General features: G+C 64.6%; 15 protein-coding genes. 6 read left to right on the top strand and 9 right to left on the bottom strand.

The window, feature by feature from the left end; all coding sequences use genetic code 11:
• Positions 1 to 62: 62 nt before the first annotated feature.
• The 8 genes from LB553_RS28145 to LB553_RS28110 form a co-directional block, all read right to left on the bottom strand.
• Positions 63 to 587 (bottom strand): NADPH-dependent FMN reductase, encoded by a 525-nt coding sequence (locus LB553_RS28145; RefSeq protein WP_224518117.1) that lies wholly within the window; start codon positions 585 to 587, stop codon positions 63 to 65.
• A 37-nt stretch (positions 588 to 624) separates the two neighbouring features.
• The gene (locus tag LB553_RS28140; protein ID WP_224518115.1) at positions 625 to 1245 is read right to left on the bottom strand and encodes a pyridoxamine 5'-phosphate oxidase family protein; all 621 of its coding nucleotides are present in this window, start codon (positions 1243 to 1245) and stop codon (positions 625 to 627) included.
• Positions 1246 to 1308: 63 nt separating this feature from the next.
• Entirely contained in the window at positions 1309 to 1965 is a 657-nt protein-coding gene (locus tag LB553_RS28135; protein WP_224518113.1) for a septation protein A, read from the bottom strand.
• 63 nt (positions 1966 to 2028) lie between these two features.
• Positions 2029 to 3933: a signal recognition particle-docking protein FtsY gene (gene ftsY / locus LB553_RS28130; RefSeq protein ID WP_224518111.1), complete on the bottom strand. Its 1905-nt coding sequence runs from the start codon at positions 3931 to 3933 to the stop codon at positions 2029 to 2031.
• A 13-nt stretch (positions 3934 to 3946) separates the two neighbouring features.
• Positions 3947 to 5275, bottom strand: coding sequence for a tRNA (N(6)-L-threonylcarbamoyladenosine(37)-C(2))-methylthiotransferase MtaB (gene mtaB / locus LB553_RS28125; RefSeq protein ID WP_412033385.1), 1329 nt, complete (start codon positions 5273 to 5275; stop codon positions 3947 to 3949).
• The gene (gene dapF, locus LB553_RS28120) at positions 5275 to 6159 is read right to left on the bottom strand and encodes a diaminopimelate epimerase (protein ID WP_224518106.1); all 885 of its coding nucleotides are present in this window, start codon (positions 6157 to 6159) and stop codon (positions 5275 to 5277) included. The genes mtaB and dapF overlap by 1 nt, the downstream gene beginning before the upstream one ends.
• Positions 6160 to 6292: 133 nt before the next feature.
• Positions 6293 to 6454 carry a DUF1328 family protein gene (locus LB553_RS28115; RefSeq protein ID WP_031195454.1) on the bottom strand — a complete coding sequence of 54 codons (162 nt, stop codon included), beginning with the start codon at positions 6452 to 6454 and terminating at the stop codon, positions 6293 to 6295.
• A 29-nt stretch (positions 6455 to 6483) separates the two neighbouring features.
• On the bottom strand, positions 6484 to 7521 hold the full coding sequence (locus LB553_RS28110) for an MBL fold metallo-hydrolase (RefSeq protein WP_224518104.1): 1038 nt from the start codon (positions 7519 to 7521) through the stop codon (positions 6484 to 6486).
• A gap of 125 nt (positions 7522 to 7646) precedes the next feature.
• Between LB553_RS28110 and LB553_RS28105 the strand changes: the two genes are divergently transcribed.
• From LB553_RS28105 to zapE, 3 genes are all read left to right on the top strand, one after another.
• Positions 7647 to 8084 carry a VOC family protein gene (locus tag LB553_RS28105; RefSeq protein ID WP_224518102.1) on the top strand — a complete coding sequence of 146 codons (438 nt, stop codon included), beginning with the start codon at positions 7647 to 7649 and terminating at the stop codon, positions 8082 to 8084.
• A gap of 196 nt (positions 8085 to 8280) precedes the next feature.
• The gene (locus tag LB553_RS28100; RefSeq protein ID WP_224518100.1) at positions 8281 to 8856 is read left to right on the top strand and encodes a protease inhibitor Inh/omp19 family protein; all 576 of its coding nucleotides are present in this window, start codon (positions 8281 to 8283) and stop codon (positions 8854 to 8856) included.
• A gap of 263 nt (positions 8857 to 9119) precedes the next feature.
• Complete coding sequence (zapE, locus tag LB553_RS28095) at positions 9120 to 10322, top strand: cell division protein ZapE (RefSeq protein WP_224518121.1); 1203 nt, start codon at positions 9120 to 9122, stop codon at positions 10320 to 10322.
• Positions 10323 to 10477: 155 nt separating this feature from the next.
• Here zapE and LB553_RS28090 read toward each other — a convergent pair whose 3' ends face one another.
• Complete coding sequence (locus LB553_RS28090; RefSeq protein ID WP_263484281.1) at positions 10478 to 10660, bottom strand: GNAT family N-acetyltransferase; 183 nt, start codon at positions 10658 to 10660, stop codon at positions 10478 to 10480.
• 97 nt (positions 10661 to 10757) lie between these two features.
• Here LB553_RS28090 and LB553_RS28085 point away from each other — a divergent pair, with 97 nt between their 5' ends.
• The 3 genes from LB553_RS28085 (at position 10758) to sucC (ending at position 13353) form a co-directional block, all read left to right on the top strand.
• Positions 10758 to 10979: a hypothetical protein gene (locus LB553_RS28085; protein WP_224518096.1), complete on the top strand. Its 222-nt coding sequence runs from the start codon at positions 10758 to 10760 to the stop codon at positions 10977 to 10979.
• A 175-nt stretch (positions 10980 to 11154) separates the two neighbouring features.
• Positions 11155 to 12123: a malate dehydrogenase gene (gene mdh, locus LB553_RS28080; RefSeq protein WP_224518094.1), complete on the top strand. Its 969-nt coding sequence runs from the start codon at positions 11155 to 11157 to the stop codon at positions 12121 to 12123.
• A 36-nt stretch (positions 12124 to 12159) separates the two neighbouring features.
• Positions 12160 to 13353 carry an ADP-forming succinate--CoA ligase subunit beta gene (sucC, locus tag LB553_RS28075; protein ID WP_224518092.1) on the top strand — a complete coding sequence of 398 codons (1194 nt, stop codon included), beginning with the start codon at positions 12160 to 12162 and terminating at the stop codon, positions 13351 to 13353.
• Positions 13354 to 13357 lie beyond the last annotated feature (4 nt).

Genomic DNA, 13357 nt, shown 5'->3' with positions numbered 1-13357 from the left:
AAGCGATTCGTGTGTCATCTCCAGCGTAGAATCACAACCGATTCCGCGCCGCAATACCTATCTTAGCGCCTATGCCCAAAACCCCGCACCGCCTCGCGCATCGCCTGCCGGTTCGTGTCCTCGCTGAGGATTGCCGCCACCTCCGCCGGCTTCTTGCCCAGCAGCGCGATCTCCAGCGCCGTCTCCTCATACATCGCGAAGGACATCGTCCGCATGATCTCGGCAAGCGCTGCCCGCGCATAGAGCGAGCGGGGCGAGGCATGGACCAGCATTGCCGGCTTGCCCACCGCCGCGTCGCGCGAGACCAGCCAGTCCAGCGCGTTCTTCATGCCGCCGGGCACGCCATGCGCATATTCCGGGCAGGAGACGATGACGCCGTCTGCGCGGGTGACAGCGTCGATCAGCGCTGCCGCTTCGGGCGGCGTGCGCTCGCCCTCATCGTCGGGGTTGAAGATCGGCAGCCGGCCGAGGCCATCATAGACCTGGACACGGCAGCCCGCGGGCGCGTTGGCGGCCAATGCCGCGAGTAGGGCCGAGTTGGTCGAGGCGGCGCGCAGGCTGCCTGAAATGGCGATGATCTCGATCAAGGGAGAGCCGGACGAAGGGTTGAGTCGTCCGGCAAGCCTACCACATGGTCTGGCGGTAATCGTCGTCCAGCTCGCGGTCGATCTCGCCGGCGCTTTCGCTGAGCGCCAGCTGGTCGCGGATGATCTGGCCGAGCGTCGGCAAGGTCGCGCGGTCGTACCAGGTTTCCGGCTTCCACAGATCGGAGCGCATGAAGGCCTTGGCGCAGTGCATATAGGCGGCCTTCACCGTCACCACGATCACGCTCTGCGGCTCCTTGCCGTCGACGGCCAGGCGTTCGCGCAAGGCGGGATCGAGGGTGATGCGGGCGTCGCCATTGACGCGCAGGGTCTCGTTCATGCCGGGAATGAGGAAGAGCAGCCCGACCGACGGATTGCGGATGATGTTTTCCAGCGTGTCCAGCCGGTTGTTGCCTGGACGGTCGGGGATGGCGATGGTGTTGTTGTCGAGGATGGCGGTGAAGCCGGGCTTGTCGCCTTTCGGCGTCACGTCGGCATTGCCGGCGCCGTCGGAGGAGCCGATCAGCACGAAGGGGCTCTTGCCGATGAAGGAGCGGCAATGGCCGTCGAGGGCTTTGAGCTCTTTGCGGATCGAGCCGTCGGTCGGCCGGGGCGTCTTGTAGATCGTCCTCAGCTCGTCATGCGTGGTGAGGAATTCCATGCTGCCCCCTCATTCTGGCGCAATTCCGGACGGAAGCCGCTGCACGCTTTTCCTGGAATTGCTTTAATTCCCGGCCTTCTCTTGCTTGGCTTTTTCTTCCAGCGAGTGGCGCATGATCAGCGGCATCTGGCTGAAGGTGAACAGCAAGGTGATCGGGATCGTGCCCCAGACCTTGAAATAAAGCCAGGTCGCCTCGGAAAAGTTGCGCCACACGACCTCATTGAGCACGGCGAGGAACAGGAAGAACAGGCCCCAGCGGAAGGTCAGCTTGCGCCAGCCCTCGGCATCGAGCTGGAAGGCGGAATCGAAGACGTAGCCAAGCAGCGACCGGCCGAACAGCAGGCCGCCGAGCAGCGTGACGCCGAACAGCGAATTAATGATCGTCGGCTTCATGAAGGCGAAGGTCTTGTCCTGCAGGTAAAGCGCCAGCGCGCCGAAGACGAAGACGACGATCGCCGAGACCAGCGGCATCAGCGGCAGGCTGCGCGTGAGCAGCCAGGAGGCGCCGAGCGAAAGCGCGGTCGCCACCATGAAGAAGGCGGTGGCGATCAGGATCGGCTCGCCGAGATGGGCGAGCACCGGGAATTTCTCGGCCAGCCACTCGCCGCGGATGGTGGTGAAGAAGAACACCAGGCCCGGACCCAGTTCGAGCAGGAACTTCAAGCCGGGATTCATCGGCTTGCGGCGTGGATCGGACGGGTCGCGTTCGAGGATGTTCATAAAAGTCCTTCTTGCGCATGATCTGGCCGAAAAGCAGGCGGCCTTTCAAGATCACGCCTTTGTTCAGGCGACGCCGGCGATCGCTCTCGCAAACTCGCTGGCGGAAAACGGTTCGAGGTCGTCGACCTGCTCGCCGACGCCGATGAAATAGACCGGCAGCCGGTGCTTGGCGGCTATCGCCACCAGAATACCGCCGCGCGCCGTGCCGTCCAGCTTGGTCATCACCAGCCCGTTGACGCCGGCGACGTTGCGGAATATCTCGACCTGATTCAGCGCATTCTGGCCGGTGGTGGCGTCGACCGTCTGCAGCACCGTGTGCGGGGCTTCCGGATCGAGCTTGCCCAGCACGCGCACGATTTTTTCCAGCTCGGCCATCAGCTCGGTCTTGTTCTGCAGACGGCCGGCCGTGTCGATGATCAGCACGTCGGAGCCGGCCTCCTTGGCTTTCTCGAAGGCGTCATAGGCGAGGCCCGCCGCATCGGCGCCGAGCTTGGTGGCAATGACGGGCGATTTCGTGCGCTCGCCCCAGATCTTGAGCTGCTCGATCGCGGCGGCGCGGAACGTGTCGCCGGCGGCCAGCATCACCTTCAGGCCGCCATCGGTGAGCTTGGCGGCGAGCTTGCCGATGGTGGTGGTCTTGCCGGTGCCGTTGACGCCGACGACCAGGATGACATGCGGCTTGTGGCTGAGATCGAGCTCGAGCGGTCTTGCGACCGGCGTCAGCACCTTTTCCACTTCCGCCGCCATCACGGCGCGGACTTCAGAGTCGGAAACGTCGCGGCCGTAGCGGCTGGAAGCAAGCGAATCGGTGACGCGAAGCGCGGTCTCCAGGCCGAGATCGGCGCGGATCAGCACGTCCTCCAGGTCCTGCAGCGTGTTCTCGTCCAGCTTTCGCTTGGTGAAGACGCCGGCGATGTTGCCGGTGAGCTCGCGCGAGGAGCGGGCAAGCCCTTCGCGCATGCGCTGGAACCAGGAGCGCCGCGGCGCCGGCTCCGGCGCCTTTTGCGGCTCGGCTTTCTGCTCGACCCTTTTTGAGACCGTCACCTTGCCGGCGGCGGGGGCAAGCTGCGGAACGGGCGCGGACTCCACCCCCCCTTCCATGGGGAAGGTCCCGAGCGCAGCTCGGGGGTGGAGGTGACCCGCGTCAACTCCATCACCCCGCCCCGCCACTTCGTGGCGACCCTCCCCATCAAGGGGAGGGTGGGGCGATGCAGCTTCGTCCTTCTCCCCGTCCCTATACGGGGAGAAGATGCCGGCAGGCGGATGAGGGGCGGCGCCGGCTTGCGAGGATGGCTCGATGGGAGGCGGCGCCGCTGGCGGAACCTCGATGGGCGCCGGCGGCTCGACCGGGGCTTCGGCAGGCGGCGTCGGCACTTCGACCGGTGGCTGCTCAGGCTGCGGTTCCGGACGCGAAGGCTCGATGTCCGGCTGGGCCGGCGGAGGTGCGGGCACTTCCTGCGGAGCAGGTTCGGGCGCCGGCGCGGGTAAAGGCTCGGGTTGTACCGGCGGCACTTCCTCAGGGCTCGGCGGCTCCGGTTTCTCGGGCACCGGTTGCGGCTCTTCTTCCGGCTCGGGCTGCGGCAGCGGTTCCGGCTCGGCGGGAACGATCGGCTCGGGCGTCGGCGGAATGGTCGGAGCAGGTTCGGGCTTCGGCTCGTCGGGGAGAGGTTGAGGGGTGGGCTCTACCTCCCCCCCGATGGGGGAGGTCCCGAGCGCAGCTCGAGGGTGACGCACGTCGGCGCTGTCACCCCGCCCCGCTAATTGGTGGCGACCCTCCCCATCGAGGGGAGGGTAGGATGCAGGCTCCTGCTCACGCGCCGAAACCTCCGGCGCGGCCTCCTCGGCCTCGGTCTTCAGCGTGTCCAGCGCGTCCCATTTGATCGGCGCCAGCGGAGCCGTTTCGTCGACGCGCTCCTCGACAACTTCTTTCTTGCCGAACGAAAATATCTTCTTGAAAAAACCAGCCATGCGTCTCGCAGTCTCAGGCGGCTTGCGCGGCAGAGGGCGCCGCAATCAGTCGGGCGCCATCATGGCCGGTGATGGTGGCGTCGACGATCTCGCCGGGCGCGCCCGTGTCGATTGCGGCCAGCGTAAACCCTTCGGTGCGGCCGAGCCCGTCGCGCTCGATCAGGATCGACTGCCGCGTGCCCGGCAGCGACGACAGGTGCCGGCGATAGGCGGCCTCGCCGGCGGCGCGCAGCCTTGCGGCGCGCGCCTTCACCACCTCGCGGCGGACTTGCGGCATGCGCGCGGCGGGCGTGCCCTCGCGCGGCGAGAACGGGAAGACGTGGAGATGCGTCAGGCCGCATTCCTCGACGATCTTCTCCGAATTCTTAAACATGTCCTCGGTTTCGGTCGGGAAGCCGGCGATGATGTCGGCGCCAAAGACGATGCCGGGACGCAGCTTGCGCACGTCCTCGCAAAAGCGGATCGACTGCTCGCGCAAATGACGACGCTTCATGCGCTTCAGGATCATGTCGTCGCCCGATTGCAGCGACAGGTGCAGATGCGGCATCAGCCTCGGCTCGGTGGCGATCGCGTCCAGCAGGTCGTCGTCGGCCTCGATTGAATCGATCGAGGACAATCTCAGCCGCTTCACATCCGGCACCTGGCGAAGGATCGTCTTCACCAGTTTTCCCAGTTTTGGCGCGCCCGGCAGGTCGGCGCCGAAACTGGTCATGTCGACGCCGGTCAAAACGATCTCGGCATAGCCGTTGCCGGCCAGACGCTTGACCTGCTCGACCACGGCGCCCATCGGCACGGAGCGCGAATTGCCGCGGCCGTAAGGGATGATGCAGAAGGTGCAGCGATGGTCGCAGCCATTCTGCACCTGCACGAAGGCGCGCGCCCGGCCCTCGATGGCATCGACCATGTGGCTTGCCGTCTCGCGCACCGAAAAAATGTCGTTGACGCGCGCCTTCTCGGTATCGTTGACGCCGAAATCGGGCAGCGCGCGATAGGAGTTGGCCTTCAGCTTCTCCTCATTGCCGAGCACGAGGTCGACCTCGTCCATGGCGGCGAAATTCTGCGACTCGGTCTGCGCCGCGCAGCCGGTGACGATGATGCGCGCTGAAGGGTTCTCGCGGCGCGCCTTGCGGATCGCCTGCTTGGCCTGGCGCACCGCTTCCGCCGTGACGGCGCAGGTGTTGAAGATGACGGCACCGCCCTGAAGCGCGCCCAGGCCGGCGTTTTCGGCTTCGCGGCGCATCACTTCCGATTCATAGGTATTGAGGCGGCAGCCGAAGGTGACGACGTCGACACCTGTCGTGGTGGAGGCTTGGGATTCCAAGCCTTTTCCAAGGGCGGACATCAGGCGGCGCTTTCGGTGTCGCGGGCCCAGGCGCCGGTCGAGGGGTCGAAGCTGCCGGAAAATTCCCATTCGGCAGCACCGGTCAGGATGACGTGATCGTCGTCGCGCCATTCGACATTGAGCTTGCCGCCGCCGGGCGCCAGCAGCGAGACGCTGCGGCCGGTGCGCCTGGTGCGGGCCGCAGCGACCACGGCGGCGCAAGCGGCCGAGCCGCAGGCCTTGGTGAGGCCGGCGCCGCGCTCCCAGGTGCGGATGATCATCGTTTCAGGTGAAGTCACCTGAGCGATGGTGATGTTGGCGCGCTCCGGGAAGATCGGATGGTTTTCGAGCAGCGGGCCGAAACGGTCGAGCTCGTAGGACCAGACGTCATTGTCGACCCAAAAGATCACGTGCGGGTTGCCCATCGACACCGCCGAAGGCGAATGCAGCACCGGCGCGTCGATCGGGCCGATCTGCAGCTCAATCATGCGGGTGTCGCGGAACTCTTCCGCCAGCGGGATTTCCTGCCAGCCGAAGCGCGGCTTGCCCATGTCGACCGAGATCAGGCCGTCGGCATGCTCCTCGGCATTCAAAATGCCGGCGCGGGTCTCGAAGGTGAAGCGCTTCTGTCCGGTCTCGGCAGCCAGAGCCTGCACGACGCAGCGCGTGCCGTTGCCGCAGGCCTGCGCGCTGGTACCGTCCGAGTTCAGGATGTCGATATAATAGGCGGTGCCCGGCGTGCGCGCATCGTGAATCGCCATGATCTGGTCGAACTTGGTCGCCGCGTCACCATTGAGGGCGATCGCGGCCGCCGCCGTCACCTTGTCGGCGCGGCCGCGCATATCGGCAATGATTATCTCGTTGCCGATGCCGTTCATCTTGGCGAAGGGGGCGGTGCCTGCCATCTAACCGGTCATTCCAATCCGTTTGGCCAATCCGTTTGGGCGCTATATGGCGGAAACGGGCGGGAATTACCAGTCCGGCTATATTCTCGGGTCACGGCGAAAGTGCCGCGCTGCGACGACCTAACGGTCGCGCCTACGTGACAGCGAAGACACCGAGCACGATCAGCAGGAAGATGATCAGCACGATGCCTATGAGGATGCGCGCACCGGTAGCGGCCGCACCTGCAAGCGCCGGCATGCCGAGCAGGCTCGCGGCGGCGGCAATGATGAGAAGAATGATGATCCACCTGATCATGGGAAGCTCCGGCGAATTGCGTCGGCGGATCAACGCGTTTGGCGGGTTTGGGTTCCTTTGTAGATGGCCGGTATATCCCAGACTTCACCGGGTCGCATGGCGCGGAAACGCTCCCGCGGCAGGTCTTCGGCGGCCAGCGAGTCGGCCAGTTTCTGCGCCGGTTCGTCGATCGGCTCGTCGGTAAGATGGAAGGTCCCCCAATGGCAGCCGGCGGCGAAGGCGGCGTTGCACAGCTTCATGCCCTGCATGGCCTCCTGCGGGTTCTGGTGCTGCGGCGCCATGAACCAGCGCGGCTCATAGGCGCCGATCGGCAGGATGGCGAGGCGGAAGCCGCCATGCTTTTGCGCCATCAGCCGGTAGTTGATGCCGTCATGGAAGCCGGTGTCGCCGGCGAAATAGATGTTGCCGGCAGCTGTTTCGATGACGAAGCCCGCCCACAGCGCCATACGCCGGTCGCGTCCGCCGCGCGCCGACCAGTGATGCGCCGGCTCGACATGGATGGCGGCCGCGCCGATGTCGACCCGGTCGCCCCAATCATGCACGCCGAGCCGCATGCCGGGCACGGCGCGGCCGATGACGGCGTCGTTGCCGAGCGGCGTGATCACCAGCGGGTCGTGGCTCTCCTTCAGCCGCGTCAGCGTGATGAGGTCGAGATGGTCATAGTGATTGTGGCTGACCAGGACCAGATCGATCGGCGGCAGGTCGGCAAAGGCAATGCCCGGCGCATTGACCCTTCTCGGGCCGGCAAAGGTGAAGGGCGAGGCGCGCTCCGACCACACCGGATCGGTCAGGATGTTCAACCCGGCAGTCTGGATGAGAAGCGAGGCATGACCGACCATAGTGAGCCTCAGCGCGCCGCCATCCACCCGTCCGTCCGGTTTTGCCGGCGGATGGGGGCTTGGCCAGGCGGCCGGCCATTTCGCCCGCTTGCCGCTGAACTGCCATTTGAGGAGATCGCTGAAGCGCCCGGGCGGCTTGCCGCCGGGGTTGAAGAACAAGGCGCCGTCGAAATGATCGCTGGGCGGGCCGCTGTAATAGCGGTTGGCGGTTCTTTTTCTCGCGGCCATTCACTCTCCCGCCGGCTCGGTCTTTCCTGAGATAAGGACGCGCCCGCCTGGCGCAAGCATTTTGCCGGCGAATGCCAACGGGCGAGGCTCGGTTCAAATAGGATCGGGGGCGAGGGTGAACCGTCATGGCGATGAAGCGAACCAAGACACCGTGGATGAAGGCCGAGGATTTCGGCCGCTCGCTGCCGCTTGGAATCGGCGTCAACCTTCTGGTCACCGACATGGCGGCGATGGAGGCTTTCTGCCGCGACGTGCTCGGCGCCCGGATCATCTATGCCGACGAGGATTTCGCGGCGATTGAGCTTTTGGGCTCGGTCTTGATGCTGCATGCCGACCACTCCTATCTCGACAATCCGATGACCGGGGTCACTTCGGGCGCCGAGACGCGCGGCGCCGGCATAGAGCTGCGCCTTTACGGCGCCGATCCGGATGCGGTCGAGAAAAAGGCGGCGGCGCTCGGCCACATCGTGCTGGCCGGCTCGATCGACAAGTCGCACGGCCTGCGCGAATGCTACATTGTCGGCCCGGACGGCTATGTGTTCGTGCCGAGCGCCCGGATTTAATGGCGATATTTCAACAGCTTGGATAGCCGCATCGAGCGTCACCCCGATGCCGACCGGTTGCTGCGACAAATTTACAACAGCCGACTCGAAAACCCTATTTTAACCATATCGGGTTGAAATTCTGCCACCTTCGCCGTCTTGGTGAAGCGAAGATTACGCGGATGGCTCCCCCCGGCCGGATCCGACGGAGGTTTTGATGAATTTTTCGATGACCCGCTCCTTTTCGCGGTCCCGCCTCTTTTCGAAGAGCGGCCTTGTAGCCGTATCGCTGGCCGCGCTGGTTGCGAGCGGCTGCTCGACTTCGCGCTTCTCGTCGATGGACGACCAGCAGCCGGCGCCGCTGACGCCGGCGCCGTCCGGGACCGTGACGCAGAACCAGCTGCCGCCGCCCGCTTCCCCCGGCACCACCGATCCGTCGCAATTCCCGACCGCGCCGAAGAACACCCAGGTCGCCTCGCTGCCGCCGGACGGCGCGGCGCCTGCCGGCGCCACCGATCTCACCGCGGCCAGCGTCGCCGGCGTGTGGAACGTCAATGTCTCCGGGCAGAGCTGCAAGGTGGCGACGCCGCAGACCAAGTTCGGCGCCGGCTACCGCGCCGGTCCGCTGCACTGCCCGGCGCCGATCGACGGCATCAAGTCTTGGAATGTCGCCGGCAAGCAGCTGACGCTTTACGACGAAAATGGCGGCACGCTGGCCAGGCTCTATTCGTCCGGCGGCGAAAAGTTCGACGGCCAGACTTCCAACGGGCAACCCATCTCGCTTACAAGATAACGCGAGGGTGTGCTGATATTCAGGTGAGGCCGGCCTGCAAATGCCGGCTTCCTGCGCTTCCGGCCTTCGCCGGCCGAAGCACTTAGGAGTGGCGTGGCAGTTAAATTAAGGCTATGGCCGGCGAAGGCCGGTGCTCACGTACTTCAAGTACGCTCCGCTCCGGTTCTCGGAACCCGTCACTTTCGACTCGGCCTGACCTGAATCTCAACACACTCTGGCCCTTCCTCAGGCGTTCCGCGCAAAAAATGCAAAAGACCGGACCCATGCATCTGCGCGACGGTATCCAGACCCACGCGACCGTCAGGCAGCGCTACGACCATCTCGTCCAGAGCGGGGCGGTCGGGCGCGACCCGGCGCAGGAGCGGATCGTCGCCGCGCTCGACCGGTTGATCGACGAGATTTCGGCCAAAAGGCTGGCGCATAAATCGAGCGCGCTGGGCTGGCTGTTCGCGGCCAAGCGTCAGCCGCGCGAGCCGGTCAAAGGCCTCTACATCCATGGCGGCGTCGGTCGCGGCAAGACCATGCTGATGGACATGTTCTTCGAGCTGTTGCCGGTCCGGCGTAAGCGCCGCGTGCATTTCAACGACTTCATGGCCGATGTGCAGGACCGCATCCAGAAGCACCGGCAGGCGCGCAAGGAAGGCGCGGTCAAGGAAGACGACCCGATCCCGCCGGTGGCGCGGGCGCTCGCCGATGAAGCCTGGGTGCTGTGCTTCGACGAGTTCTCCGTCACCGACATCGCCGACGCGATGATCCTGTCGCGCCTGTTCTCGGCGCTGTTCGCCAATGGCGTGGTGCTGGTCGCCACCTCCAATGTGACGCCGGAGAACCTTTATCGCGACGGGTTGAACCGCCAGCTCTTCCTGCCGTTCATCTCGTTGCTCGAGCGCAATGCACATGTGATGGCGCTGGATGCCGAAAAGGACTACCGGCAGGAAAAGCTCAACCGCCAGCCGGTCTATGTCACGCCGGACGACGCCGGGGCCGAGCGCGCGCTCGACGAGGCCTGGAAGGCGATGACGCATGGCCAGCCGACCGGCGAGGTGACGCTGACGCTGAAAGGCCGCCAGCTTGTCGTGCCGCGCGCCGCCGGCGACGCGGCGCGCTTTTCCTTTGCCGACCTCTGCGAAAAGCCGCTCGGCGCGCGCGACTATCTGGCGATCGCCGGTCGTTTCTCGACCGTTTTCATCGACCATGTGCCGGTGCTTGGCGAAGGCAAGCGCAACGAGGCCAAGCGCTTCATCCTTTTGATCGACACGCTCTACGACCACCGCATGCGGCTGGTGATGAGCGCCGCGGCGCCGCCCGAACGGCTCTATACGGCCAAGCGCGGCACGGAAGTGTTCGAATTCGAGCGCACAGCCTCGCGCCTGGTCGAGATGCAGAGCCGCGATTGGCTGGATGGCTGGGCGGAGCGGCGGAATGCGGACGCGCCGGCCGCCGAGGCAAGGCAGGCTAAGGGGTAGCCTCCTCACCTTCGTGATCCTCGGGCTTGCCCGAGGATCATTCCGTGATGTCCGAACATGGAAAACGGCGGAGCAGAATTCTGAACTGTTCCAAGGGTTTAGCATCATGGCATGGATCCTAAGGTCTGCGCGCGTCGCTTCGCTCTTGCTTCGCCCTAGGATGATGAGGGCGGGGGCGTTTCGACCAACTTCGAAAGCCCGTACACATACATCACGAAGTCCTCCGCCTTCCCGTGCGGCTCGTTTCGCGTCTCATAAAGCGCCCGCGCCGGAAGATTGTCCGGCTCGGTGCCGACCCAGGCTTCCTCGCAGCCGTGGGCGCGGCCGATTTTGAACATGGCATCGAGCATCCTTCGGGCGCTGCCTTGCCGCACGGGAAGGCGGCGCCACGCCGACCTCGTCGACGTAAAGCTCGCTCACCTTGTCGGGATGGCGATGAATGACAGCGGCGCATTGGCCGACGACAATGCCGTCGACCATGGCAACGATCATGAAATGGCCTGGCGAGTTGAGATAGGCAGCGAGACGGTCCGGTTGCACCGGCTGGTCGAACACCTCCTCGGCAACGCGCATCACAACCGCGTCATCGCCGGGATGAAGCCTTCGGATTTCGGCGTTCATTGTGTAAATTCTCCTCAGTCGGCTCATGAATTTTGACGTTTACGTAATTCCCGAAGCATCTAACCGATTGAAAACACTGAGGTCGAAATAATCGTTTGAATTTTTTTTTGGCCGGCGCTATTCGGTGCGGCCAAATCTAGCGGTTTCCCGCATCCTTTCGGTCTCCCCGGCCCGTCACGACTTCGTCACAGACAAAGGAAAACATCCTCACATGGCACGCAACAAGATAGCGCTCATCGGCTCGGGCATGATCGGCGGCACGCTCGCCCATATGATCGGCCTCAAGGATCTCGGCGACGTGGTGCTGTTCGACATCGCCGAGGGTATTCCGCAGGGCAAGGGTCTCGACATCGCGCAGTCTTCGCCGGTCGACGGCTTCGATTCCCGGCTGACCGGCGTCAACGACTATGCCGGCATCGAGGGCGCGGATGTGTGTATCGTCACCGCCGGCGTGCCGCGCAAGCCCGGTATGAGCCGCGACGACCTTCTCGGCATCAACCTCAAGGTGATGGAACAGGTCGGCGCCGGGCTGAAGAAATATGCGCCGAAGGCCTTCGTCATCTGCATCACCAACCCGCTCGACGCGATGGTGTGGGCACTGCAGAAGTTCTCTGGCCTCCCCACCAGCCATGTCGTCGGCATGGCCGGCGTGCTCGACAGCGCCCGCTTCCGCTACTTCCTGGCCGAGGAGTTCAAGGTCTCGGTCGAGGACGTCACCGCCTTCGTGCTCGGCGGCCACGGCGATTCGATGGTGCCGATGATCCGCTATTCGACTGTGGCCGGCATCCCGCTGCCCGACCTCGTCAAGATGGGCTGGACCTCGAAGGAGAAGCTCGACCAGATCGTGCAGCGCACCCGAGACGGCGGCGCCGAGATCGTCGGCCTGCTTAAGACCGGTTCGGCTTATTACGCGCCGGCGGCTTCCGCGATCGCGATGGCCGAATCCTACCTCAAGGACAAGAAGCGCGTGCTTCCGTGTGCTGCGCATCTCTCGGGCCAGTATGGCGTGAAGAACACCTATGTCGGCGTTCCGGTGGTGATCGGCGCCGGTGGCGTCGAGCGCGTCATTGAGATCGACCTGTCCAAGGCCGAGCAGAAGATGTTCGACAATTCGGTCGCGGCCGTGCAGGGCCTGACCGAGGCCTGCACCAAGATCGCCCCGCATCTCGCCGGCAAGTAATCTCGCGGCAAGCAACCCTCCCCGGAGACCAAGCGCATGAACATCCATGAGTATCAGGCCAAGGCGCTGCTGAAGACGTTCGGCGCGCCGGTCGCAAGCGGCGTTCCGGTGTTCAAGGCCAGCGAGGCGGAAGCCGCCGCCAAGGCGCTGCCTGGCCCGCTCTATGTCGTGAAGAGCCAGATCCATGCCGGCGGCCGCGGCAAGGGCAAATTCAAGGAACTCGGCCCCGACGCCAAGGGCGGCGTGCGGCTGGCGAAGTCGGCGGCGGAAGTCGTCGCCAATGCCAACGAGATGCTCGGCCACACGCTGGTCACCAAGCAGACCGGTCCGGCCGGCAAGCAGGTCAACCGCCTCTATATCGAGGACGGCGCCGACATTGCCCGCGAGCTCTATCTGTCGATCCTGGTCGACCGCTCGGTCGGCCGTATCGCCTTCGTTGTCTCCACCGAGGGCGGCATGGACATCGAGACGGTCGCGCATGACACGCCCGAAAAGATCCTCACCGTCGCCATCGACCCGGAAAAAGGCGTGACGGCGGATGACGTCAAGAAGCTCAACGCCGCGCTGAAGCTCGACGGCGATGCGGCCAAGGACGGCGCTTCGCTGTTCCCGATCCTCTATAAGGCCTTCGTCGAGAAGGACATGAGCCTGCTCGAGGTCAATCCGCTCATCGTCATGAAGGACGGGCATCTGCGCGTGCTCGATGCAAAGGTGTCGTTCGACAACAATGCGCTGTTCCGCCACCCGGACGTGATGGAATTGCGCGACACGACCGAGGAGGACGAGAAGGAGATCGAGGCGTCGAAATACGACCTCGCCTATGTCGCGCTCGACGGCAATATCGGCTGCATGGTCAACGGCGCCGGCCTTGCCATGGCGACGATGGACATCATCAAGCTCTACGGTGCTGAGCCGGCTAACTTCCTCGACGTCGGCGGCGGCGCCTCCAAGGAAAAGGTCACGGCGGCGTTCAAGATCATCACCAAGGATCCGGCGGTCGAAGGCATCCTGATCAACATCTTCGGCGGCATCATGAAATGCGATGTCATCGCCGAAGGCGTGATCGCGGCGGTCAAGGAAGTGGGCCTGAAAGTGCCGCTGGTCGTGCGGCTGGAAGGCACCAATGCCGAGCTCGGCAAGAAGATCATCAACGACAGCGGCCTCAACGTCGTCTCGGCCGACGATCTCGACGATGCGGCCAAGAAGATCGTCAAGGCGGTGAAGGGCTAAAGCG

Source organism: Mesorhizobium sp. CA8 (assembly GCF_020164955.1).
In the GTDB taxonomy this organism is placed as follows: Bacteria; Pseudomonadota; Alphaproteobacteria; order Rhizobiales; family Rhizobiaceae; genus Mesorhizobium.
The sequence above is the reverse complement of the archived record's forward strand: the minus strand, read 5'-3'. Positions and strand labels throughout refer to the sequence as shown.